Annotated in this window: 20 protein-coding genes; 12 read left to right on the top strand and 8 right to left on the bottom strand. The window is 64.0% G+C overall.

Annotation, left to right across the window (positions count from 1 at the left end):
• The first annotated feature begins 55 nt into the window (after window positions 1-55).
• The 4 genes from ACX80M_RS05910 to ACX80M_RS05895 all read left to right on the top strand — a co-directional run bounded on the left by ACX80M_RS05910 (window position 56) and on the right by ACX80M_RS05895 (window position 4,223).
• Complete coding sequence (locus tag ACX80M_RS05910; RefSeq protein WP_252609793.1) at window positions 56-1,366, top strand: ABC transporter substrate-binding protein; 1,311 nt, start codon at window positions 56-58, stop codon at window positions 1,364-1,366.
• Between the two features lie 130 nt (window positions 1,367-1,496).
• Window positions 1,497-2,468: a carbohydrate ABC transporter permease gene (locus ACX80M_RS05905; protein ID WP_459309238.1), complete on the top strand. Its 972-nt coding sequence runs from the start codon at window positions 1,497-1,499 to the stop codon at window positions 2,466-2,468.
• Window positions 2,465-3,379 (top strand): carbohydrate ABC transporter permease, encoded by a 915-nt coding sequence (locus tag ACX80M_RS05900; RefSeq protein WP_459309237.1) that lies wholly within the window; start codon window positions 2,465-2,467, stop codon window positions 3,377-3,379. Before ACX80M_RS05905 ends, ACX80M_RS05900 begins: the two co-directional genes overlap by 4 nt.
• Window positions 3,380-3,434: 55 nt before the next feature.
• Window positions 3,435-4,223 (top strand): DeoR/GlpR family DNA-binding transcription regulator, encoded by a 789-nt coding sequence (locus tag ACX80M_RS05895; protein ID WP_252600333.1) that lies wholly within the window; start codon window positions 3,435-3,437, stop codon window positions 4,221-4,223.
• Here the strand turns inward: ACX80M_RS05895 and ACX80M_RS05890 are convergent.
• Both ACX80M_RS05890 and ACX80M_RS05885 read right to left on the bottom strand, forming a co-directional pair.
• A complete protein-coding gene (locus tag ACX80M_RS05890) occupies window positions 4,220-5,239 on the bottom strand; it encodes a LacI family DNA-binding transcriptional regulator (RefSeq protein ID WP_252600331.1) in 1,020 nt (339 codons plus the stop codon). The two genes, ACX80M_RS05895 and ACX80M_RS05890, sit on opposite strands and share 4 nt — an antisense overlap.
• Window positions 5,240-5,256: 17 nt before the next feature.
• Complete coding sequence (locus ACX80M_RS05885; RefSeq protein ID WP_252600329.1) at window positions 5,257-6,456, bottom strand: Gfo/Idh/MocA family protein; 1,200 nt, start codon at window positions 6,454-6,456, stop codon at window positions 5,257-5,259.
• Between the two features lie 210 nt (window positions 6,457-6,666).
• On the opposite strand from ACX80M_RS05885, the gene ACX80M_RS05880 reads away from it, so the two are divergent.
• From ACX80M_RS05880 to ACX80M_RS05865, 4 genes are all read left to right on the top strand, one after another.
• On the top strand, window positions 6,667-7,608 hold the full coding sequence (locus tag ACX80M_RS05880; RefSeq protein WP_459309236.1) for a carbohydrate ABC transporter permease: 942 nt from the start codon (window positions 6,667-6,669) through the stop codon (window positions 7,606-7,608).
• Window positions 7,609-7,618: 10 nt separating this feature from the next.
• Window positions 7,619-8,545, top strand: a complete 927-nt coding sequence (locus ACX80M_RS05875; RefSeq protein WP_252600326.1) for a carbohydrate ABC transporter permease — start codon at window positions 7,619-7,621, stop codon at window positions 8,543-8,545.
• 48 nt (window positions 8,546-8,593) lie between these two features.
• Window positions 8,594-9,937, top strand: coding sequence for an ABC transporter substrate-binding protein (locus tag ACX80M_RS05870; protein WP_252600324.1), 1,344 nt, complete (start codon window positions 8,594-8,596; stop codon window positions 9,935-9,937).
• Window positions 9,938-10,033: 96 nt separating this feature from the next.
• The gene (locus tag ACX80M_RS05865) at window positions 10,034-12,241 is read left to right on the top strand and encodes an alpha-galactosidase (protein ID WP_459309235.1); all 2,208 of its coding nucleotides are present in this window, start codon (window positions 10,034-10,036) and stop codon (window positions 12,239-12,241) included.
• A gap of 75 nt (window positions 12,242-12,316) precedes the next feature.
• Here ACX80M_RS05865 and ACX80M_RS05860 read toward each other — a convergent pair whose 3' ends face one another.
• Both ACX80M_RS05860 and ACX80M_RS05855 read right to left on the bottom strand, forming a co-directional pair.
• Window positions 12,317-12,523, bottom strand: coding sequence for a hypothetical protein (locus ACX80M_RS05860; protein ID WP_459309234.1), 207 nt, complete (start codon window positions 12,521-12,523; stop codon window positions 12,317-12,319).
• A 983-nt stretch (window positions 12,524-13,506) separates the two neighbouring features.
• On the bottom strand, window positions 13,507-13,956 hold the full coding sequence (locus ACX80M_RS05855) for a pyridoxamine 5'-phosphate oxidase family protein (RefSeq protein WP_252600320.1): 450 nt from the start codon (window positions 13,954-13,956) through the stop codon (window positions 13,507-13,509).
• 314 nt (window positions 13,957-14,270) lie between these two features.
• On the opposite strand from ACX80M_RS05855, the gene aroQ reads away from it, so the two are divergent.
• Window positions 14,271-14,750: a type II 3-dehydroquinate dehydratase gene (gene aroQ, locus ACX80M_RS05850; RefSeq protein WP_141141598.1), complete on the top strand. Its 480-nt coding sequence runs from the start codon at window positions 14,271-14,273 to the stop codon at window positions 14,748-14,750.
• Between the two features lie 60 nt (window positions 14,751-14,810).
• Here the strand turns inward: aroQ and ACX80M_RS05845 are convergent, their stop codons facing one another.
• Window positions 14,811-15,995, bottom strand: a complete 1,185-nt coding sequence (locus tag ACX80M_RS05845; RefSeq protein WP_252614109.1) for a MarP family serine protease — start codon at window positions 15,993-15,995, stop codon at window positions 14,811-14,813.
• 265 nt (window positions 15,996-16,260) lie between these two features.
• Here ACX80M_RS05845 and ACX80M_RS05840 point away from each other — a divergent pair, with 265 nt between their 5' ends.
• Window positions 16,261-16,938, top strand: a complete 678-nt coding sequence (locus tag ACX80M_RS05840; protein WP_011693220.1) for a Crp/Fnr family transcriptional regulator — start codon at window positions 16,261-16,263, stop codon at window positions 16,936-16,938.
• A 361-nt stretch (window positions 16,939-17,299) separates the two neighbouring features.
• On the opposite strand, the gene ACX80M_RS05835 is transcribed toward ACX80M_RS05840, so the two are convergent.
• From ACX80M_RS05835 to ACX80M_RS05825, 3 genes are read right to left on the bottom strand one after another with little or no spacing between them, the layout of a single operon-like run.
• On the bottom strand, window positions 17,300-18,211 hold the full coding sequence (locus ACX80M_RS05835; protein ID WP_252614110.1) for an NUDIX hydrolase: 912 nt from the start codon (window positions 18,209-18,211) through the stop codon (window positions 17,300-17,302).
• 17 nt (window positions 18,212-18,228) lie between these two features.
• The gene (locus ACX80M_RS05830) at window positions 18,229-18,786 is read right to left on the bottom strand and encodes a RidA family protein (RefSeq protein ID WP_252609772.1); all 558 of its coding nucleotides are present in this window, start codon (window positions 18,784-18,786) and stop codon (window positions 18,229-18,231) included.
• 2 nt (window positions 18,787-18,788) lie between these two features.
• Entirely contained in the window at window positions 18,789-18,944 is a 156-nt protein-coding gene (locus tag ACX80M_RS05825) for a DUF4177 domain-containing protein (protein ID WP_099093395.1), read from the bottom strand.
• Between the two features lie 37 nt (window positions 18,945-18,981).
• Between ACX80M_RS05825 and ACX80M_RS05820 the strand changes: the two genes are divergently transcribed.
• Both ACX80M_RS05820 and ACX80M_RS05815 read left to right on the top strand, forming a co-directional pair.
• A complete protein-coding gene (locus ACX80M_RS05820) occupies window positions 18,982-21,249 on the top strand; it encodes a transglycosylase domain-containing protein (RefSeq protein WP_252614111.1) in 2,268 nt (755 codons plus the stop codon).
• 6 nt (window positions 21,250-21,255) lie between these two features.
• Window positions 21,256-22,203: a metallophosphoesterase gene (locus ACX80M_RS05815; RefSeq protein ID WP_252609768.1), complete on the top strand. Its 948-nt coding sequence runs from the start codon at window positions 21,256-21,258 to the stop codon at window positions 22,201-22,203.
• Window positions 22,204-22,280 lie beyond the last annotated feature (77 nt).

The following is a 22,280-nucleotide window of genomic DNA, read 5'->3' as shown; positions in this document are numbered from 1 at the left end:
TAGTCAGATGCAATGTGAGGTGTCTCACATGCGGCTATTTTTCAAGGGAGAGAACATGGCTTCACAGTTTGATGCGTCTGCAACTGCTTTTCCCAGCAGGCGAAGCATCCTCAAGACCGTTGGCATAGGCGCAGCAGGCCTGGCCGGCATTCCACTGCTCGCAGCCTGCACGGGCGGAAGTGCGCCATCCGCCACGGGTTCCGGCTCCTCCGGCCTTACCTTCGGTTCCGGGTCCTCCGATGACGTCCCCAAGCGGGCGTACCAGGCCGTCACCGACGCCTTCACGGCCAAGACCGGCAAGAAGGTCACCACGAACGTGGTGCCCCACAATGATTTCCAGAACAAGATCAACTCCTACCTGCAGGGCTCCCCGGACGATACGTTCACATGGTTCGCCGGATACCGCATGCAGTACTACGCAGGCAAAGGGCTCCTTGCGCCCATCGATGACGTCTGGGAGACCATCGGCGGCAACTACTCCGATGCGCTGAAGAAAGCCTCCACCGGACCGGACGGCAAGATGTACTTCGTACCCAACTACAACTACCCGTGGGGGTTCTTCTACCGGAAGAGCCTCTGGGCCGAAAAGGGGTACCAGGTGCCGGAGACCTTTGACGCCCTCAAGGCCCTCGCCACGAAGATGAAGGCAGATGGCATCATTCCCATCGGCTTCGCCGACAAGGACGGCTGGCCGGCCATGGGCACGTTCGACTACATGAACATGCGGCTCAACGGCTACCAGTTCCATGTGGACCTGTGCGCGCACCAGGAATCCTGGGACCAGCAAAAGGTCAGCGCGGTCTTCGACACCTGGGCGGCGCTCCTTCCCTTCCAGGATCCGGCAGCCCTCGGCCAGACCTGGCAGGACGCCGCCAAAGCGCTGGAAGCCAAGAAGACCGGCATGTACCTGCTGGGTTCCTTCGTCACCCAGCAATTCACCGACCCGGCGGTGCTGGCGGACATCGATTTCTTCGCCTTTCCGGAAATCGCCATGGAAGGCCGCGACGCCGTCGAAGCCCCCATTGACGGCCTCCTGCTGTCCAAAAAGGGCGGGGACAACAAGGCGGCCCGCGACTTCATGGCGTTCCTCGGCACCGCCGAGGCCCAGGACGCCTACGCCGCCGTGGATGCGTCCAACATCGCCACCGCCAAGGGCACGGACACGTCCAAGTTCAGCCCGCTCAACAAGAAGTGTGCGGACACCATCGCGGACGCGAAGTACATCAGCCAGTTCTTCGACCGGGACGCCCTGCCCGCCATGGCCAACAACGTGATGATCCCGGCCCTGCAGAGCTTCATCAAGGACGGCAAAATAGACGTCAAAAACCTCGAGGCCCAGGCCAAAACGCTCTACGCCGCGCAGTAAGTCCAGGGCCGCACTTCCAGCCCTGTCAGCGCCGTTTCCAAGGCGACCAGCCAGGAAGGGAACGACGACGGCGGCGCAGGCTCCCGCCGTCGTTCCCTTCCTGCGTCCCCACCCAAAGAGGAAGACTTCCATGAGCAGCACCGCACAAGAACTGATACCGCCGGAGGCGCGGGAACCCGGCAACGGCCGTATCCGCCGGGCAAAAGGGGGGCGGGTCCGCCGCCTGTCCGGACGGGACAAGCTCGTCCTGTCGCTGATGGTGGGCATCCCCACCCTGATCGAACTGACCCTCGTGTGGCTGCCGACGCTGATGTCCGTGGGGCTCAGCTTCACGCGGTGGAACGGCCTGGACCTGGGCAACATCCGTCCGGCGGGTACGGACAACTACCAGTTCATCTCCCAGGACTACCCGCCGTTCTGGCCAGCAGTGCAGCACAACATGCTGTGGCTCCTGTTCCTGGCACTGACTGCCACGCCGCTGGGGCTGTTGCTTGCCGTACTTCTGGACCAGAACATCCGCGGCAGCAGGATTTACCAGAGCATTTTCTTCGCACCCGTGATGCTGTCGCTGGCCCTGATCGGCATCATCTGGCAGCTCTTTTACCAGCGCGACAACGGCCTCCTGAACTTCCTCCTGGGCACAGCAGGGACACCGCAGGCCGTTGACTGGTTCGGGGACTCCTCCGTGAACATCTGGGCCGCCCTGGTTGCAGCGACCTGGCGGCATGCCGGCTACGTGATGCTCCTGTACCTGGCCGGGCTGAAGGGCGTGGATCCGACCCTGAAGGAAGCCGCCGCCATCGACGGAGCCAACGCCGTGCAGACCTTCTTCCGCGTGGTGTTCCCGGCCATGCGCCCCATCAATATCGTCATCGTGGTAATCACCATCATCGAATCGCTGCGCGCCTTTGACGTGGTTTACGTCATCAACCGCGGAACCAACGGCCTGGAAATGCTCAGCGCCCTGGTGATCCAGAACCTCGTGGGCGAAGGTCAGGTGATCGGCGTCGGCTCGGCACTGGCAGTGGTGCTGCTGGTCATCTCCCTTGTTCCCATCGTCTTCTACCTCAGCCGCACATTCGGCAAGGAGAACAAAGCATGAGCACCGCCACAGCCCGCACCGGCCGTACTCCTGCCGCAGCTGCGCCCCGCTCCGGCAGCCGGCCGAAGCGCCACTACGGGACCCACATCTTCCTGGCCGTTATGGCGGTGATGTGGCTGATCCCGCTGGGTTGGTCTCTTTTCACCGCGCTCCGTCCGGTGGACTCGACAAACCAGTACGGCTATTTCAGCTTCGCCGGCGACTTCAACTTCGACAACTTCTCCCAGGCCTGGACCCAGGGCGGGTTTTCCACGTACTTCTGGAACTCGGTCATCATCACCGTCCCGGCCGTGCTGCTGACCCTGTTCCTTGCCTCCCTCATGGCCTTCGCCGTCAGCCGGGTGAACTGGAAGTTCAACATCACGCTGCTCATCATGTTCACCGCCGGCAACCTGCTTCCCCCGCAGGTCCTCGCCGCTCCGCTGTTCGAGATGGCAAAGCACTTCGAAGTGCCGTACTCATTCAGCGATTCCGGAAACATGCTGAACACCTACATCGTTGTGATCGCGGTCAATACCGCCTTCCAGATGGGTTTCTGCACCTTCGTGCTGTCCAACTACATGAAGGCGCTCTCCGCAGACCTGACGGAGGCCGCACTGGTGGACGGGGCCGGCATCTGGCGGCAGTACCGGGAGATCATCATGCCGCTCTGCCGGCCGGCGTTCGCCGCCCTCGGCACGCTCCAGGTCATCTTCATCTACAACGACTACTTCTGGCCCCTCATCTTCATCCAGAGCGGCAACCGGCTTCCGATCACCACGGCCATCAACAACCTGCAGGGCGAATTCCTGAGCAACTACAACCTCCTGGCCGCCGGCGCAGTCATCACTGTCATTCCCACGCTGGTGATATATGTGCTCCTGCAGCGGCAGTTTGTTGCGGGGCTGACTCTTGGTTCAAGCAAGGGTTAGACCATCATGGAACGTGACGGGGATATCACACCCGCCTCAGCCCGAAAGGAATTACATGCTCCCCGCAGCACGCCACCAGGCAATCGTGGACGCCGTCCAGCGCGAACGGGTTGTCCGCGTCTCGGACCTCGCCCAGCAACTGGGCGTTTCGCTGATGACTGTCCGCCGGGATATCGAGCTGCTGGAGGAGGGTGGCAAACTGGAGCGTATCCACGGCGGCGCCAAGCTCCCCGGCGATGTCAGTACGCATGAGCCGGGCTTCGAGCTCAAGTCCACTCAGTTGACCGCGGAGAAACGGGCTATCGCGTTGGAGGCTGCGGGTCTGGTGCATGAGGGCATGGCCGTCGGACTCAGCGCCGGGACCACAACGTGGGCGCTTGCCAAGGAACTCGTGAACGGTCCTCGGATCACGGTGGTCACCAATTCCGTGCGCATCGCTGATCTCTTCCACCACGCCGCGTCCGGCGGCTCAGCCCGGTTCGCATCAACCGTGATCCTGATCGGCGGCGAGCGGACGCCGTCGGACGCTTTGGTGGGTCCCATCGCGACTGCAGCGCTCAAACAGCTGCACCTGGACGTGCTGTTCCTGGGCGTGCACGGCATGGACGCCGACGCCGGCTTCACCACACCTAACCTCCTGGAGGCCGAGACGGATCGGGCGTTCGTCGCCGCCGCCCGGAAAACCGTGGTCCTTGCCGACCACACCAAGTGGGGGCTGCTAGGCATCAGCACCATCGCCCCCTTGGATGCGGCCGATGAGGTCATCAGCGACGCCGGGCTGGGTTCCGAGGCGCAACGTGTCCTGCGGGAGAAAGTTGGCAGGCTTCGGCTCGCTGCAGCCTAGGGGCAGCCGCAGGACTGCCGGATCTGCAACTCGGCAGGAAAGATGAGATGTTCCGATTCGTGGCCGCGATGGGCGCCTATTAGGGCGCTGACAGCGGCCTCCGCCATTGCCTTTGCCGGCTGTTTCACTGTTGTAAGGGGAGGCCAGCTGTACTCAGCTTCAGCTGAGCCGTCGAAGGACGCCAGGGCGATGTCATTGGGGATCGACAGTCCCGCCTCATGGAGTGCCCGGAGGATACCGACAGCCTGCAGGTCAGAGGTGGCAAAAATGGCCGTCGGGCGGCTCGCGGAGGCCAGGAGGCGTTTCCCTGCGGCGTAGCCGCCTTCACGGGTGAAGGCGGTACGGACAATGGGGCCTTCAGGCAGGCCTGCCCCCGCCAGAGCCTGCAGCCAGCCCTCTTCACGGCCATCATAATAGTTGCCGGTGTTTGTACCCATGGCGAGGGCGATACTGGTGTGTCCGTGGCCGATCAAGTGTTCAACGGCTGATTTTGCGCCCGCCACCAGATCCACGCCCACGCTGTTAAATCCGGGCGCATCGGCACTGTGGTTCAGGAGAACAACAGGTATCTCCGCCGATTCAAGGTCCGTCAGGCCCGGTTCCATCAAGACACTGGACAGAATGACGCCGTCCACCTGGCGTGCCGCAAGGTTGCGGACATGCCGGAGTTCCTTCGCGAGGTTTCCATCCGAGTTGGTAAGCAGCAGGGCGTAGCCCAGTTCAGCGGCAGCATCTTCCACAGCGTGTGCCAGCAGCGAGAAGAAAGGGTTGCTGTTGTCCGGAATAACCAGCCCTATTGTTTCGCTGGATCCCAGTTTCAGGGCCCGCGCGGCAGCGTTCGGACGGTACCCCAGCCGGCGGATGGCGTCCTGGACCTTCGCTTCCGTGGCCGGCGCCACTCTCTTGGGCCCGCCGTTAACTACATAGCTGACGACGGCGGTGCTGACGCCCGCGTACCGGGCAACATCCTTGCGGGTCACCGGGCCGCGTGGGGCCTGCAATGCGGGAGTCGTCATGGTGTACATGCTAGCTATCAGATCCCCGGCGCGTCGCCGAAGTCACGGATGGGAAGCCGCTCTCCGCCGCGGAGGGCGGACTGGTGCGCCACGATGCCGGGCAGCGTGAATCGGGCGGCAACCCAGGCGTTGACCGGCGGCAGGGTGCCGGTGTTGACCGCGGTCACGAAGTCATCCACGAGGAAATGGTGGCTTCCCTCGTGGCCGTTCGGTGCGCCACGGAACTCCTCCGGAAGCCGATCAGCGTCATGGACCGGCGAGAGTCCGGACACGAAGGCGTCCCTCAGTTCCGGCGCAACGTTGGCCAGCGACGGGTCATCGAGGGACATACTGGGCCGGGTTTCGAACTGCTCGGAAATGTCTTGGACGTTTTCCTTGTCCTGCCAGACCGTGACTTTTGCAAGCTGTTCAAAGCTGGCCTCCGTCCCGAAGAACCTGAACCGGGACTCCCTGATGTGTGATGGGTAGCCCACGCGGCGCATCTCATTGGTGCGCATAACGCCGCCGTCGTTGAGTTCGAAGAGGGCCGTGGCGTTCGAGAAGTCGTTGCCGAACATGCTGACTTCCTTGTCGAAGACGCCGTCGTTGCGGTCATCCTTGACTCCGACGCAGCTGACGCTGACGGCGTGGGCGGGGACGGCGCCGAGGACTCCCCCGACCGCGTGCGTCGGGTACAGCATCGGCGGGTAGCTGGCGGTTTCCTTCCAGCGATCACCGCCGCTGTACTGGTAGGCATCGTAAAAGCCCAGGTCCATGTCGTGGACGTAGTCTCCTTCGGTGTAGAAGATCCGCCCGAAGCAGCCGGCCGCATGCTGCTTGCGTGCGTAGACCGTGGCCGGGTTGTAGTAACTGGTCTCCCCCATCATGTAGACCAGCCCGGTTTCACGGACGGCGTCGATGATCCGGGCGATTTCTTCCTCGGAGATGGCCATGGGGACGGCTGAATAGACGTGCTTACCGGCGCGGAGCGCCTGCTCCACCAGCGGACCGTGCGTCCAGCGCTGCGTGAAGATGGCCACGGCGTCGACGTCCGAGGCGAGGAGGTCCTCAAAGCTCGCCTCGGACCCCGCCAGGCGGTACCGGTCCACGGCCTCGGCCGCGCGTTCCGGAAGCTCGTCCACCACATAGACGTCGCTGACGCCGGGGTGGAGATTGAAGAGGTGCGCGAACTGGCCGCCGAACTGGCCAACTCCTACTACGCCGATTGAAAACGTCATTGTTTGCCTTCCCTGGATGCTGTAACGGAGCGCCGGCAAGCGCTGTCCATCAGGATTTCAGTGTTTCATTCGAATCTACTCGAGTCAATGCCCTATCGACTGGATAATCCCTCTAGAAATAAAAGAAAAACTAACACTTGCCACTCTTGATCTACTCGTGTAGATTCCTCAGCAGTTGTTATCCACATCACAGTCAGGAAAGGGTCGACGATGACCACCCTTGCCAAAAACGCGAGATCCGCCCCGCCCCAGACCGGAGCACCCAAGCCGCGCGGCGGTTACCGCCGGATCGGCGACCTCAAGATCGCCCTGTTCTTCATCGCCCCGGCAATGATCGGGTTCATCTTCTTCTACGTTGTCCCAACCATCCGCGGCGTGTACTTGAGCTTCACGGAGTACAACATCCTCGGAGACCCAACATGGGTGGGGATGGACAACTACACGGCGATCGCCAAGGACCCGCTGTTCTGGAATTCCCTGGCCGTCACCGGCCAGTACGTCCTCATCAACATCGTCCTCCAGACAGCGCTGGCACTGGGACTGGCCCTACTGATGCACCAGGTCGCCAAGTCCACGCTCATCCGCGGCGCTCTGCTCCTGCCCTACCTGATGTCCAACGTCATCGCGGCGCTGCTCTGGTTCTGGATGCTCGATTATCAGATCGGCGTGGTCAACCAGTTCATCGAATGGGCCGGCCTCCCCCGCGTCGCGTTCTTCGGCAGCGAAGAGTGGGCCATCCCCACCCAGGCAGTCATCAACACCTGGCGGCACATGGGCTACACCGCGCTGCTCATCTTTGCCGGCCTGCAGGCCATCCCCGGCAACATCTATGAGGTCGCAAAACTCGACGGCGCCTCAGCGTTCCAGACCTTCCGCAAGATCACCATTCCGCTGCTCCGCCCGGTCCTGGCGCTGGTCCTCGTGGTGACCGTGATCGGCTCCTTCCAGGTCTTCGACACCGTGGCCGTCACTACCCAGGGCGGACCGGTGAACGCCACCCGCGTGATCCAGTACTACATCTACCAGCGGGCCTTCACCGAGTCGGACTTCGGTTACGGATCCGCCATCGCCGTCATTCTCTTCCTCATCCTCGCCCTGGTGGCCTTCATCCAGATGAAGTTCCTCAAGGGCAACGAGTCGGACCTGGACTAAGGAGTCCCCCATGACATCCACCACCAGCCGCGCACCGCTGCATGCCCCGGCCCGCCGCCGTCGTCCGTTCAACCCCCGCCGCGCAGGCGCCTGGGCCCTCCTGGTCCTGGCCATCGCAGTCTCCGTCCTCCCGTTCCTCTGGGTGCTGCGGACGGCACTGTCCACCAATTCGGCACTGGCCGCCAACTCAGCCAGCCTGCTTCCCGCCGATTTCACGTTCGGCGCCTTTATGCGGGTGTTCGGGCTGCAGAGCCCCGCGGACGCCATCGCCGAGGGCGGTTCCGGTGCCACCATCGATTTCTGGCTGTACCTGAAGAACTCCATCATCTTCTCGTCCATCACCACCGCCGGGGCCGTATTCTTCAGCGCCATGGCCGCCTACGCCTTTGCCCGGCTGCGCTGGAGGGGCCGGAACGCGGTGTTCAGCCTATTCCTGGGCACCATGCTGGTCCCGCCGATCTTCACCGCCCTGCCCAACTTCCTGCTGATCAAGAACCTGGACCTGCTCAACACAATGCTCGGCATGGTCCTGCCCTACGTCTTTATGACTCCGTTCGCCATCTTCTTCCTCCGCCAGTTCTTCCTGAACATGTCCCGCGAGGTCGAAGAGGCAGCCATGCTCGACGGCGCCAAGCACCTCCGCATCTTCTTCCAGATTGTGCTTCCCAACGCCGCAGCACCAATCGCCACCCTTGCCCTGCTCACCTTCATCGGCCAGTGGAATGAATACTTCTGGCCGCTCCTCGTCGGATCCCAGGATGACGTGCGCGTCCTGCAGGTGGGCCTCGGGGTCTTCAAATCACAGGCACCGCAGGGTTCCCCGGACTGGTCAGGCCTGATGGCCGCCACCCTGGTTTCGGCCCTGCCCGTCCTGATCCTCTTCGCCGCCTTCGGCAAGAAGATCGTCAACTCCATCGGCTTCTCCGGCATCAAGTAACCACTTCCAAAAACCCCACTCCCCAACTCCCAAACGGAAAGTAGAACCATGAAGAAATCCCTCGGCGCCGTCGCCGTCGCCGCAGTTATGGCACTGTCCCTGTCCGCCTGCGGCGGAGGCTCATCCTCCTCGGCAGAATCAAGCAAGGGCGAGATCAACTACTGGCTGTGGGACGCCAACCAGCTGCCCGCCTACCAGCAGTGCGCCGACGACTTCACGAAGGCCAACCCGGACATCTCGGTCAAGATCACCCAGCGCGGGTGGGACGACTACTGGAGCACGCTGACCAACGGCTTTGTCGGCGGCACTGCCCCCGACGTTTTCACCAACCACCTCGGACGCTACGGCGAGCTGGCAGAGAACAAGCAGTTGCTGGCCATCGACGACGCCGTCAAGAAGGACAACATCGACCTGTCCCAGTACAACGAGGGCCTCGCCGACCTCTGGGTTGGCCAGGACGGCAAGCGCTACGGCCTGCCGAAGGACTGGGACACCATCGGCCTGTTCTACAACGAGGCCATGCTCGCCAGCGGCGGCGTCACCGAAGAGCAGATGAAGAACCTCACCTGGAACCCGCAGGACGGCGGCACGTACGAACAGGTCATCGCCCACCTGAGCGTTGACAAGAACGGCAAGCGCGGCGACGAGGCCGGCTTCGACAAGAACAACGTCGCCGTGTATGGCCTTGGCCTCAACGGCGGCGGCGACTCCTCCGGGCAGACGGAGTGGAGCTACCTCACCAACACCACCGGCTGGTCCCACACGGACAAGAACCCGTGGGGCACGCACTACAACTACGACGACCCCAAGTTCCAGGAAAGCATGGACTGGTTCGCCGGACTCGTGGAAAAGGGCTACATGCCCAAGCTGGAGACCACCGTCGGCGCCAGCATGGCCGACACGTTCGCGGCCGGTAAGTCCGCCATCAATGCCCACGGTTCGTGGATGACCGGCCAGTACACCGGCTACCAGGGCATCGATGTGGGCATCGCCCCCACCCCGGTGGGCCCCGAAGGCAAGCGTGCCTCCATGTTCAACGGCCTGGCCGACTCGATCTGGGCCGGAACCAAGAAGAAGGACGCCTCGATCAAGTGGGTTGAGTACCTCGCCTCCGCTGACTGCCAGGACGTCGTAGCGTCCAAGGCCGTCGTCTTCCCCGCGCTCAAGGCTTCCTCCGACAAGGCTGCCGCGGCCTTCGCCGCCAAGAACGTGGACGTCTCCGCGTTCACCGAGCACGTCAAGAACAAGAGCACGTTCCTGTACCCGATCACGGACAACACCGCCAAGGTCAAGGGCATCATGGAGCCCGCCATGGACGCAGTAGTGTCCGGCAAGGCCCCGGCCAGCTCGCTGACCCAGGCCAACGAACAGGTCAACGCCCTCTTCAAGTAGGCCGCGAGCTTTACCGGCTGCGCGCCGCGGGCGTTGTATTCCCCGCGGCGCGCGGCCTCTATACTTTCTCCCACACCCCGTAAAGGACAGCATTCTATGGACCCCCTCCACCTCCGTTCCGCCAGCACCAGCCTGGTGATGAGCTTTGACAGCGGGGAGGCCGAGGTCATCCACTGGGGCGCGGATCTTGGCAGCACCCTGCCGGACCTCGCCATCCTCGGCGAACCGATCCCCCACTCCGCCATCGACGCCACCGTGCCCGCCGGCCTCCTGCCGCAGGCATCCTCCAGCTGGCGCGGCCGTCCCGCCCTCCGCGGCCACCGCCTCGCCGACGGCGTCTCTGGCCTCGACTTCTCGGCCCGCCTCCGCGCCGTGACCGCGAGCGCCGAGGACAACTCCGCCATTATCGTCCAGACCGATTCCTACGCCGGACTCACCGTCTCGTCCGCCCTGACACTGCACGACGGCGGCCTGCTGGAGCTGCGCCACACCCTCACCAACGACGGCGCCACGCCCTACCAGGTCGACGAGCTGGCCACCGTCCTCCCGGTGGCGCCGGACGCCGTCGAACTCCTTGACCTGACCGGGCGCTGGTGCCGGGAACGCCACCCGCAGCGCCGCCCCATCCAGCAGGGCACGTGGGTCCGCGCCGGCCGGCACGGCCGCACCGGGCACGACTCCTCGCTGCTCTTCGCCGCAGGCACCGCCGGGTTCGGCAACCGCCACGGCAAGGTCTGGGCCACCCACCTGGCCTGGAGCGGCAACCACGAGCAGTTCGCGGACAGCATCGGCGACGGCCGCACCATGATCGGCGGCTCCGAGCTCCTGGGCCCGGCCGAGGTCATCCTTGCACCCGGCGCCAGCTACACCACGCCGGCACTGTTCGCCGCGTACTCGGACCGCGGCCTGGATGGCATCAGCGAGGCGTTCTACAGCTGGTTCCGGTCCCGCCCGCACCACGTTCTCCCCGCGGCCAGCACGGCAACCCACCCGGGCAAGCCCCGTCCCGTGGTGCTCAACACCTGGGAAGCGGTCTACTTCGACCACAACCTCTCAACGCTGATCGAGCTGGCGGACTCCGCCGCCGAACTGGGCGTGGAGCGATTTGTGCTCGACGACGGCTGGTTCCGCGGCCGCCGCGACGACCACGCCGGCCTGGGCGACTGGTACGTCGACGGATCACTCTGGCCCGATGGCCTCACGCCTCTGATTGATGCCGTGACCTCGCGCGGGATGGAATTCGGGCTCTGGGTGGAACCGGAAATGGTCAACCTGGACTCCGATATTGTCCGCGCGCACCCTGAGTGGATCGTTGGTCCTTCGGTCCAGAGCTACAAGGACGGCGGCCGCCTGCCGATTGAATGGCGGAACCAGCAAGTGATCGACCTCGTGAACCCGGACGCGTGGCAGTACATTTTCGACCGCGTCGACGCCCTGTTGCGCGAGAACAACATCAGCTACCTGAAGTGGGACCAGAACAGGGACCAGCTGGAGCACGGCCACGCCGGCCGCTCCTCGGTCCACGAACAGACCCTGGCCGCCTACCGGCTCTTTGACGAGCTCAAGAAGGCCCATCCCGGCGTCGAGATTGAAAGCTGCTCCTCCGGCGGGGCCCGTGTGGACCTGGGCATCCTGGAACGCACGGACCGCATCTGGGCCTCGGACTGCAACGACGCCCTGGAACGGCAGACCATCCAGCGCTGGACCGGGCTGGTGGTCCCGCCGGAGCTCGTGGGCGGGCACGTCGGCCCCACCACCTCGCACACCACGGCCCGCACGCACGATCTGTCCTTCCGCGCCATCACAGCGCTGTTCGGCCACTTCGGCATGGAATGGGACGTCCGCGAGGTCCAGGGCGCCGAGCGCGAGGAACTCAAACGCTTCATCGCCCTCTACAAGGAACACCGCGGCCTGATCCACTCCGGGCGCATGGTCCGCGCGGACGTACCCGACGATTCCCTGATGCTGCACGGCGTAGTTGCCCCCAGTGGTGCCTCGCAGGGCACCGTTCCCCCAGGCACGACGGCGGCGCTGTTCGCCCTGGTCAGCACGGGCACCGCGTTCGCGGAACAGACCGGACGGATCACCATCCCCGGCCTCGAACCGGACCGGGACTACCGGGTGGAAGCCATCTTCCCGGCGCCCGGAGACGCCGACTATGCCCACACATTCACGCAGGTCCAGCCGCCGGCCTGGCTGGCGGACGGGGCGGTGGCCGGTGGCCGCTTCCTGGCCGAAGTGGGCCTGCCGATGCCCATCCTCAACCCCGAGCACGCCCTCGTCCTGAGGTTCACGGCACTCTAGGGTCCCTGCCCCGCTGACCCGCGCCAAGGACGAGGCCGGCAGGCTGACTGCACCGTCCCGGTGTCGGAGCCGGGTTCAGCCGCGGATTCCGTGCGTGAAGTACAGCACGGGGCCCAAGAAGTACAGGGCAATGACCGCCGCCCACACACTCTTGCGGCCGTTGACCCGCGGGGCGGGGCGGGTGGCCAGATCCGTCCAAGCGGTGGCGGCCAGCGACAACTGCACTGAGGACAAGGCCAGGACCACAGCCTGCTGCCCGCTTGTCAGATCGCTCCAAGTCACGGACTTCTGCTCGTCATGGTCATATTCTCCGTGTCGGGGTGTGCGTCATTGCGTTCGGCCAAATAGCGGGCTTGATTCAATCATGATGGTTTCCTTGTCCCTACGGGGGTTTGTCGGTCAACTGTGTTGTCTCCAAGGTTGCGCCGGTTGGGCCATCCATACCTCTTTCGGGGCCCGCCAATCTTACAAAACGAACCCAGGCCGTTTTGAGGTGGCATGGCGCGTACTATCGGCTACATGGGCAAGAGGGCCACAGACATGAGACGCACTTTTATGCGTCGGTGGGTGCTTGCGGTTACGGCCGGGGAGACCGTTGGATTCATTATCCCGGCCGCTGTTGGTGGAGCGTTGACATTAGCCGCCGCTCCCGCTTCCGTCGTCTATCCGTTGATGATCGCCGCCGGAGCATGCGAAGGTATCCTCCTTGGGTTGGGGCAGTCCATCGGCTTTGGCTCTTTTGGGATCCCTCGTGCTGCCTGGATTACCGCCACTGGTGGGGGTGCCGCTGTCGCGTGGTCCATCGGTATGCTGCCGAGTACGATCGGCAGTGTCGATTTCGCTTCGCCGTCCGCTGTTGCCCTCATGGTCGTCGGGGCGGCGGTGCTTCTGGCTTCGATTCCGACCTTGCAGTGGCTTGTCTTACGCCGGGTAATACGGCGGGCCTCCTGGTGGATCCCTGTCAACGCTGGTGCCTGGGCTGCTGGCATCCTCTGGACTTTCGCGCCGTCTCCGTTCATTGACGAGAACACAGCATTTCCTGCCCTGTGGGGTCATATTTAGTGGCCGGCATACTCATGGCGGTCACTGTGGGTGCCCTGACTGGCTTCGCTGCGCGGCACGTAGTGGAATCCACTCACTACTCGCCAGCACAGCGCACTGATGCCGGTCAATCCATCTACCAGCGGCCGACCCCATGAACTGCGCTCAGCCTGTAGTCAGCAGGCCAGCCCCACGGAGCTCGCCCCGATTCCCTCCCCGGAACCTCAGGGCTCCCGTGGTGACCACCATCGTGCGGACGGGTTGATGGCAAACTGGCGTCCAGTAATTTCCGTCGGCGTAATGCGGAACAGCTGATCCTTGGCCCCCGGCTCCCAGGGAGACAGGCTCTGATCCACCTTGTCCTGATCAAGTTCGTTGTCCGGGACAGCTTCAGGACGGCCTTTCACCACGACGCTCCACGCAATGGTTCCGTAGGGGTTGAGGCCGTCAGCCTCCAGTGCGACCGCTCCCCCTTCCAGCAAAGCGTCCAGTTTGGTTCCCGGACCTGTTCGGAAAAACAGTGATCCATCCTCCGGCAGGTAGTTCACGGGAAAGATTTCAGGTCCGTTGGTGCCAATTACCGCCAGTCGGCCGACTGAAGCGGACCGAAGGGATCTCCAGCACGCATGTGTTCCAAGAACCTTTAATGCTGATGCTTCTTCGAAGATGTTCATGTGCCGAGCATACATACGTGATGGATCAAGGCAGCAGAGCACGCCCCCTTTAGCGCGGACTCGGGTGAGCGGCGACAGCGGATAGCCGGAAGTAGCGCCCGCCAGCGAATGGCCCTCTTGGCAGCGCGGCCAGCCCACCAGCTGTGCGAAAAGTAAGTGTCGTCCGTGAAACGTCAACGTCGTCGCCTAGGGTCCTTTGCGACGAATTCTGCACCATCATTCACCGTTCGAAGTCCACGGCCCCCCGGAAATCCGGCCACGTGGAATGTCCCGGGCCGAATGATGGTGCAGAATCCGACGGGTAGATTGGAGCCATGACTGACGTTTCCTCCCCTGACTCCGCATCTGCCTCCGCTGCCGGGCGCGGCACGATCCTCGTGATCAACGGCCCCAACCTCAACCTGCTGGGCACCCGTGAACCGGAGAAGTACGGCACTTCCACTCTCGCGGACGTGGAGCAACTGGCAGCTACGGCGGCGCAGGCCCACGGCTTCACGGTGGAGTGTGTCCAGTCCAACCATGAGGGGGTGCTCCTGGACGTCATCCACGCAGCCCGCGGCACCGCCGTCGGGATTGTGCTGAACGCCGGCGCCTTCACCCACACCTCCGTGGCCCTGCGTGACGCTCTGGCGGCGGTGCAGCTTCCCGCCGTCGAGGTCCACATCACCAACGTGCACCAGCGCGAGGAATTCCGGCACCACTCCTTCTTGTCCCCGGTGTGCGCCGCGGTGATCGTAGGAGCTGGAGTGTTCGGCTACAAGCTGGCCATCGACTACCTGGCCGAAGCGCTGTAGCCCGGCGCTGTGCGGCTCAGGCTCGTGTGGCTCAGGCTCGTGTGGCTCAGGCCGCCCGGGCTACTTCTGGATGCACTGCCCGGAGGAGACTGGAGCGCTGAGGCTTGCGGCCTGGGATGCGACCGGGAACAGGTCATTCATGGTGATCGCGAAACCCATTTCGGTGTCCGAGGTTGCCTTGGCGAAAATGACGCCGGCCACCAGGCCCTCCATGGTCAGCAGCGGGCCGCCCGAGTTCCCGGGCTGGACGTTGCCGGCCAGGCGGTATATCTCTTCCGGGGCCGGGTTTTCGCCGTAGATGTCGGGCACCAGAACCGAGGTGATGTCCTGGACCGTGGCGGGGTTGGACTGGAACGGACCGCCGTGAGGGTACCCCGCGAAAGCTGCCGGGCTGCCGTTCGGAAGGTCGGACGTCAGCGTGAGTGGTTCGGAAGGCAACCCGTCAACGGCCAAAACAGCGAGGTCGTGCCTGGTGTCGAAGTACACCACCCGCCCGGGCATCGCGCCGCCGTCGGGAATTTCAACCACCGGCTGCGACACGCCCGCCACAACATGGGCATTGGTCACAACCCGGCCAGGGGAAACCACAAAGCCAGTGCCGGTCTGGTTCTGCCCGCATTGGTAGGCGGTTCCGGCAATTTTCAGGACTGACTGCGCGGCCCGGTTCAGCGCTGGCGTATCGGTGCTTGCATTGGGCACTGCCACTTGCTGACCCTGGTCCAGGCCTTCAAGCAGCGTGGGGATTCCGTTGCCGATCACCGTGGACCGCAGCTGCGCCATGGTGGTCTTCACCGGGACAGGCGTCAGCCCATCGATGTATCGGATGACTTTGGACTCGGCCAATTGTTGGGACACAAACGGAACGCCGAGAGCGCTGACGCTGAAAGCGAGCATGGACATCACCAGCGCCGAGACCACCACGTTGACGGCCCCGCCCACCAGCCGGTCCACAGCCCGCAGCGGCTTGATCCGCACGGCGCCGCGGATTTTGCGCCCGATCATGGTCCCTAGGCCATGGCCCAGAGCCATCAGTACGACGGCGGCGGCCACGATGGCGGTCAGCCTCCAGCCGGAGTCGTCCACGAAGTTGCTGACCAGTGGAACGGCAAAGAAGGCAGCCACGGCGCCCGCGGCGAGGCCGGCGATACCCCCGAGGGTGACCAGGAAGCCGTTGCGCAGGCCATAGATCAGGTAAGACAGCAGGGCCAGGATCAGCGCCAGGTCCAGAACAGTCAAGCCAAACACTGAGCGCTCCTCTAATACGGTTGAGACCCAATTCTAGTGGCGCAGGCTGACATTATTCCGTGGGCGCCAGTCTCCCGCCTATTGGGGCCAGGTTCGCCTCACGTTCAGTCGTCAAACTCACACCCCGGGCGCGGCCGGGCACCGGATCGGGCCCGCATTGCACAGTGTCAGCGGCGTTTCCGCTGCCAAGTACGTCACAGAACCTTGAAAATTCTGAAACAATGGCAAAAGCGCCACAGCCGACACTTTTTATTCAGGAGATTTCATGGACATCGAGGTACTGCGCCGAGCACCCCTATTTGCCACGCTCGACGACGAAGCATTCCGCCTGCTGACGGACGAGCTGACCGAGGTGGACCTCTCCCGCGGTGCATCGGTATTCCGCGAGGGCGACCAGGGCGACCAGCTCTACTTCATCGTCTCCGGCAAGGTGAAGCTGGGCCGCACGTCCCCCGATGGCAGGGAGTCCCTGCTCGCCATACTGGGCCCGGGTGAACTGTTCGGCGAAATGGCACTCTTTGACCCCAGCCCCCGCACGGCCACGGCCACGGCTGTCTCCGAAACCCGCCTTGCTGGCCTGAAGAACGAAAGCCTCAACGCCCTGCTGCGGACGCGCCCCGAGGTTTCGGCGCAGCTGCTGCAGGCCCTGGCCCGTCGCCTGCGCCGCACCAACGATTCACTCTCGGACCTGGTGTTCTCCGACGTCCCCGGCCGCGTGGCCAAGGCCCTGCTAGACCTGGCCGACCGCTTCGGCCGCCCGGCAACTGACGGCGTCCTGGTAGCCCACGAGCTCACCCAGGAAGAGCTGGCCCAGCTGGTAGGCGCCTCACGCGAGACGGTCAACAAGGCCCTGGCAGAGTTCGTCCAGCGCGGCTGGCTCCGCCTCGAAGCCCGTGCCGTAGTGATCCTCGACATGCAGCGCCTCCGCCAGCGCTCCCGCTAGTCCTTTCACGATTGAGGCCCTAAGGCTGACATCCTCCGCGTGCTGCTCCTTCGTCGCTTTGACGCATGCTTCCGGATGCCACCCTTGGGGCCTTTTGCGTACCCCCTGCCGACGCTCTCTCACTTTATGGGGCTTTTCCCCAAATGCTCTCTCACTTTCTTAGGGAAAGTGAGAGAGCGTTGCCCAAAAACCTGCATCAAGTGAGAGAGCGTTCGAGTTGGGCGGCGGTCTTTCGCGTAGGAGCGCATCGCGGCGCATCGGGAACCGGAGGTCGCACAGCGACCGGAGGTTTCCCTATGCGTCGTGTCTAAGCGACGGCGAAGGGCCGCTGTCCGGCGGACTTAACCGGGCGGTCCGCGGACTAGCGTTCGCGCTGGGGGTCTCCGGCTACGGTTTTGGCGGCCTCGACTTCGAGCATGAGCGTGGCCTCTTCTTCGACCAGCAGTGCCTGGTACACGTGGGGTTTGCGCTTGTAGCTGAGGTAGGCGATGCAGCCGTTCGCTGCGGCCATCTTCTCCAGCATGATCTCCGACCCCGGCACCAGGAGCTGGCCGAGGGTAAGGCCAACGGTGTTCTCCTGGCCCACTTCATCGCCCAGGGCAGTGGTGCTGCGCGCGGCGATGGCCTTGGTGGCGCACACCCAGCGGCCCCAGACGCCCTTGCTCTCCAGCAGGCTGGGCTGCTGGTTCATGGGGACGGTGGCGGCGAAATAGCGGGTGTCGAAGCGGCGGTGCGCGAAGTCGGGGCTGCGCCAGTTGACGAGCGGCTTGAGCAGATCGGTCCGCAGCGAGAGTCCCCGCTTGGCGAGGAGCTCCGTGAAGGTCTTCTCCTGGTCGGCAACGGCCACACGGGCCCGCATCCAGTCCTGCGTTGACGTATTTTCCACGGTGGTGGACATGTCCGGCCCGGCAAGGAGCACGCCGGCTTCCTCAAAGAGTTCGCGGATGGCGCCCACCACGTGGCGCCGCGCCAGCCCGACGTCGTCCGTCCCCATCTGCTCGGCCCAATGCTGGGGTGAGGGGCCCAGCCAGCCGACGGCGTCGTTGTCGGACGCCTCCAGGGAACCTCCGGGGAAAGCGAGGACGCCCAGCGGCGAGGAGCCGGGCCGGTACCCCAGCCATGTCTCCAGGCCGGTGGGCGAGTCCCGCAGCAGCACAACGGACGATGCGTAGCGGGCGGCACGCGGGGTCCGCTCACCGTGTTCGAGCCAGCTTTGGGCAGCCCCTTCAAGATCCGGAGGAAGGGCAAATAATCGTCGGGCGAGCTGAGGCAATTGAGTGAACCGGGTCCTTAGCTGAATTCAGCGATCAGTTCGACCTCTACGGGAGAGTCGAGCGGAAGAACCGACACGCCGACGGCGGAGCGGGCGTGCCGGCCTGCGTCACCAAAGACCTGGCCGAGGAGCTCGGACGCACCGTTGATGACGCCAGGCTGTCCGGTGAAGGCCGGATCGGAGGACACGAAGCCCACCACCTTGACGATGCGGGTGATGCGGTCCAGATCGCCGATGACGCTCTTGATGGCCGCCAGTGCGTTGATGGCGCAGACAGCGGCGTAGGCCTTGGCGTCCTCCGGGGACACGGTGGGCTCGTCGGAGGCGCCCTCTGTGCCGGTGGAGACCTTGCCGGTTGCTTCGAGTTTGCCGTTAATAAACGGCAGCTGGCCGGACGTGTAAACATGGCTGCCGGTGATGACGGCCGGCACGTAGGCGGCGACGGGAGCGGCCACCTCGGGGAGGGTCAGTCCCAGCTCGGCGAGGCGCTGCTCGACGGCGGAAACCGGCGCTGACTCAGACGCGTTTTCCGGCGTGGATAAAGGGCCGGACGTGGTCTCTGCGGGGGTGCTCATTGCTACTGCTTCTCCCTCTTGAGGTAGGCAACCAGGCCGTTGCCGTCAGGTCCGGTGATTACCTGGACGAGCTCCCAGCCGTCCTCTCCCCACTGGTCCAGGATCTGCTTGGTGGCGTGAATAATGAGCGGAATCGTCGCGTACTCCCATTTGGTCATGAGCTAAAGACTAGTCCTTGCCGGTAAAGTGGAAAACATGGTGACTCGTAAGAACCCCATTTTCGACACGGCCACTACCCTCGGAAAGATATTTGGTTTCCTCGGTGTGAGCGCGATTTGTGGTGTCCTGGTGGCGGGCCTGCTGGTTCCGGCTGCGGCCGTTTCCGGCAGCGCGGCAAGCGGTTCTATCGAGTTCTTCGATACCCTCCCGGCAGAGCTGCAGGTGGACCCCCCCAGCCAGTCCACCCGGATCCTCGCCGCGGACGGCAGCCTGATCGCGAACCTCTACGAGGAAAACCGGACCAAGGTTGCCCTCGACCAGATCTCGCCGTTCGTGAAGGAAGCCATCATCGCTGTCGAGGACAGCCGGTTCTACGAGCATGGCGGTGTGGACACCACCGGCATCCTCCGCGCCATGGTCAGCACAGCCCGTGGCAACAAACAGGGTGCCTCCACCATCACCCAGCAGTACGTGAACAACGTGCTCAACTCCAACCTCGCTGCCGAGGGAAACACTGAGGACATCAAGCTCAACGGTGTTAACAAGGGCGTGGGAGACAAGCTTCGCGAAATGAAGCTCGCGATCGCCCTGGAGAAGGAATTCTCCAAGGAACAGATCCTCGAGGGTTACCTCAACATCGTCTTCTTCAACCGCGACGCCTACGGCATCGAGGCCGCGTCCAAATTCTTCTTCAGCACCACCGCCAAGGATCTGACCCTCCCGCAGGCAGCACTCCTGGCTGGCCTCGTTAACAGCCCGTCAGCGTTTGACCCCATCACCAACCCGGAGAACGCCAAACAGCGCCGGGACCTGGTGCTGGGCCTCATGCTGGACCAGGGAAAGATTACCCAGGTCGATCACGACGCCGCTGTGGCCACCCCCGTGGAACCGAAGATCACAGAGTCACGCCAGGGCTGCGCGTACGCCACCACGTCACCTTACTTCTGCAACTACGTGCTACACCTGCTGCTTAACAACCCGGCCTACGGTGCGGACGCAAAAGAGCGCGAACAGAAGATCTTCCGCGGTGGCCTGACCATCACCACCACGCTGGACGTCAACGCCCAAAACGTTGCCCAAGCTGAGTCTGATGCAGCCGCCGGCGTCAATCCGGACAACTGGGGTGCGTCCATCGTCTCCGTGCAGCCCAACACCGGCAAGATCCTGAACATGGCGCAGAACACGTCGTTCCTGCCCACCGAAGGCAAGTTCAACCAGACGCAGAACTTCAACGTAGACAAGCTGGACAAGGACGGCAACGACCTCAACGGCCTGGGCGGATTCCAGCCCGGTTCCACCATGAAGCCCTTCACGTTCGCCGAATGGCTGAACGAGGGCAAGGCCATGAACACCAACATCAACGCCGCCACTCGCAAGTACCCGCAGAACTTCCCCTGGAAGAACACGTGCCCGGACCCCACCGTTGGCTGGTACGACGCCAGGATTCCCGGCAGCTTTGACCTGCAGAACTCCGACGAGGGCTACTACCGGAACATGACGATCCTGTACGGCCTGCAGAACTCGATCAACACGGCCACCTTCGCCTCGGCGGCTCAGGTTGACCTCTGCGGCATCCAGAAGATCGTGGATGCGGTCGGAATCCACGGCGGCCTGCCCTCGGCTGAAGATCCCAACCCGAAGGTCAAGATGACCACTTTGGCCAACCTGATCGGCTCCACGCAGACCGCCCCGCTGACCATGGCCTCCGCGTTTGCCACGTTCGCCAATGACGGCAAGTACTGCGAGCCCATCGCTATCACCTCTGTCACGGACCAGACCGGCGCGCAGCTCCCGGCACAGGCCACGAGCTGCCGGGATGCCGTCAAACCGGAGGTCGCCCGGGGCGTTGCGTATGCCATGCAGAAGGTCCTGGATGAGGGGTCCGGATCCCTCATCAAGCCGCGACTCTCCACGAAGACCAACTTCCCGGTGGCCGCCAAGACCGGCACCAACGACACCAACGGATCCACCTGGGTGGTCGGTTTCACCACCGGTGTGGCCACCGCCGCATGGTTCGGTGACCCGCTGGGTGACCAGAGCCGTGAGGGCCGTAACCTCACGGTCAATGGAAAGTTCTACAAGGCGATCGACGGTTACATGATCGCCGGTCCCATGTTCTCCAAGTACATGGCCCAGGTCGCTCCGGCGTATGGCACCAACGCGTTCACGGCCCCGCCCACCAACATGGTGAGCGGAACGCCCGCCCGGACCACGCCGTCAACGCAGGCCACCGCGCCTGCCACGGCTCCCGCCCCGCAGCCGTCCACGGACCCTGCACCGGGCAACAGCGACAAGAAGAACTAGCCTCCCATGGCAGTCAGCCCTGCATTGGCCAGCCGCGTCCGGAACATCGGGCGCGGCTTTGCCGTCACCGCTGGCGCGGGAACCGCAGCGGGTCTCGCCGCCTTCGGATACGGGCTGTGGGAGAAGAACCAGTTTGTCCTGCGCGAGGAGGCACTGCCCATCCTGCCCGCAGGCCACCCGCCCTTCCGCGTCCTGCACCTGAGCGACATCCACTTCGTCCCGGGCCAGGACACCAAGGCGCGCTGGCTGGAGTCGCTGGCGTCGCTGGAGCCGGACCTGGTGGTCAACACCGGGGACAACCTCAGCCACGTCAAGGCGGTGGAGCCCCTGCTCAAGGCACTGCGACCGCTTCTGGAGTTTCCCGGCGTTTTCGTCCCGGGGTCCAACGACTACTTCGGCCCTAGATTCAAGAACCCCGGTTCCTACCTGCTGGGCCCGTCCAAGGTCAAGCCCAAACCCATCGAACTGGACTGGCCGCGGCTGCGGTCCGGCTTCGGCATGGGCGGCTGGGTGGACCTCACCAACCGGCACCAGTCGGTGGTGTTGAAGGGCATCCGTTTCGACTTTTCCGGCGTGGACGATCCGCACTTGGGCCGGGAGCGCTATGCGGGCTGGCCCCGCGGCACCCGTGACCAGGATGAGAACGCGCACCTCCGCGTTGCGGTCATCCATGCCCCGTACCAGCGGGTCCTGGACCACTTCACGCAGGACGGCGCGGACCTGCTGCTGGCGGGCCACACCCATGGCGGCCAGCTCTGCATCCCCGGCTACGGCGCCCTGGTGTCCAACTGCGACCTCCCCACGTGGCGGGCCAAGGGACTCAACAACTGGGAAAGCAACGGACGTACGACGCCGGTCAACGTCTCGGGCGGCATCGGCACCTCCCGGTTCGCTCCCATCCGCATCGCCTGCAAACCCGAGGCCGTCCTGCTGACGCTCACCTCCCCCGAATAACGAAGGTGTGAACCTGCTCACGCCATGGCATAGGGTAGTTGCTAAGGGAAACTACATTCGATTTAGAGCTTGAGAAG

It is taken from the genome of Pseudarthrobacter sp. MDT1-22 (genome assembly GCF_054511035.1).
This window is presented reverse-complemented; position numbering and strand designations above follow the sequence as displayed.

What these genes read in the sequence shown, in the direction of transcription:
- ACX80M_RS05880 (WP_459309236.1), top strand. Translation starts at nt 6,667, where the DNA reads ATGACCACCCTTGCCAAAAACGCGAGATCCGCCCCGCCCCAGACCGGA.
- ACX80M_RS05820 (WP_252614111.1), top strand. Translation starts at nt 18,982, where the DNA reads ATGGTGACTCGTAAGAACCCCATTTTCGACACGGCCACTACCCTCGGA.
- ACX80M_RS05875 (WP_252600326.1), top strand. Translation starts at nt 7,619, where the DNA reads ATGACATCCACCACCAGCCGCGCACCGCTGCATGCCCCGGCCCGCCGC.
- ACX80M_RS05855 (WP_252600320.1), bottom strand. Translation starts at nt 13,956, where the DNA reads ATGAACATCTTCGAAGAAGCATCAGCATTAAAGGTTCTTGGAACACAT.
- ACX80M_RS05825 (WP_099093395.1), bottom strand. Translation starts at nt 18,944, where the DNA reads ATGACCAAATGGGAGTACGCGACGATTCCGCTCATTATTCACGCCACC.
- ACX80M_RS05830 (WP_252609772.1), bottom strand. Translation starts at nt 18,786, where the DNA reads ATGAGCACCCCCGCAGAGACCACGTCCGGCCCTTTATCCACGCCGGAA.
- ACX80M_RS05870 (WP_252600324.1), top strand. Translation starts at nt 8,594, where the DNA reads ATGAAGAAATCCCTCGGCGCCGTCGCCGTCGCCGCAGTTATGGCACTG.
- ACX80M_RS05865 (WP_459309235.1), top strand. Translation starts at nt 10,034, where the DNA reads ATGGACCCCCTCCACCTCCGTTCCGCCAGCACCAGCCTGGTGATGAGC.
- ACX80M_RS05815 (WP_252609768.1), top strand. Translation starts at nt 21,256, where the DNA reads ATGGCAGTCAGCCCTGCATTGGCCAGCCGCGTCCGGAACATCGGGCGC.
- ACX80M_RS05900 (WP_459309237.1), top strand. Translation starts at nt 2,465, where the DNA reads ATGAGCACCGCCACAGCCCGCACCGGCCGTACTCCTGCCGCAGCTGCG.
- ACX80M_RS05905 (WP_459309238.1), top strand. Translation starts at nt 1,497, where the DNA reads ATGAGCAGCACCGCACAAGAACTGATACCGCCGGAGGCGCGGGAACCC.
- ACX80M_RS05910 (WP_252609793.1), top strand. Translation starts at nt 56, where the DNA reads ATGGCTTCACAGTTTGATGCGTCTGCAACTGCTTTTCCCAGCAGGCGA.
- ACX80M_RS05895 (WP_252600333.1), top strand. Translation starts at nt 3,435, where the DNA reads ATGCTCCCCGCAGCACGCCACCAGGCAATCGTGGACGCCGTCCAGCGC.
- ACX80M_RS05840 (WP_011693220.1), top strand. Translation starts at nt 16,261, where the DNA reads ATGGACATCGAGGTACTGCGCCGAGCACCCCTATTTGCCACGCTCGAC.
- ACX80M_RS05890 (WP_252600331.1), bottom strand. Translation starts at nt 5,239, where the DNA reads ATGACGACTCCCGCATTGCAGGCCCCACGCGGCCCGGTGACCCGCAAG.
- ACX80M_RS05885 (WP_252600329.1), bottom strand. Translation starts at nt 6,456, where the DNA reads ATGACGTTTTCAATCGGCGTAGTAGGAGTTGGCCAGTTCGGCGGCCAG.
- aroQ (WP_141141598.1), top strand. Translation starts at nt 14,271, where the DNA reads ATGACTGACGTTTCCTCCCCTGACTCCGCATCTGCCTCCGCTGCCGGG.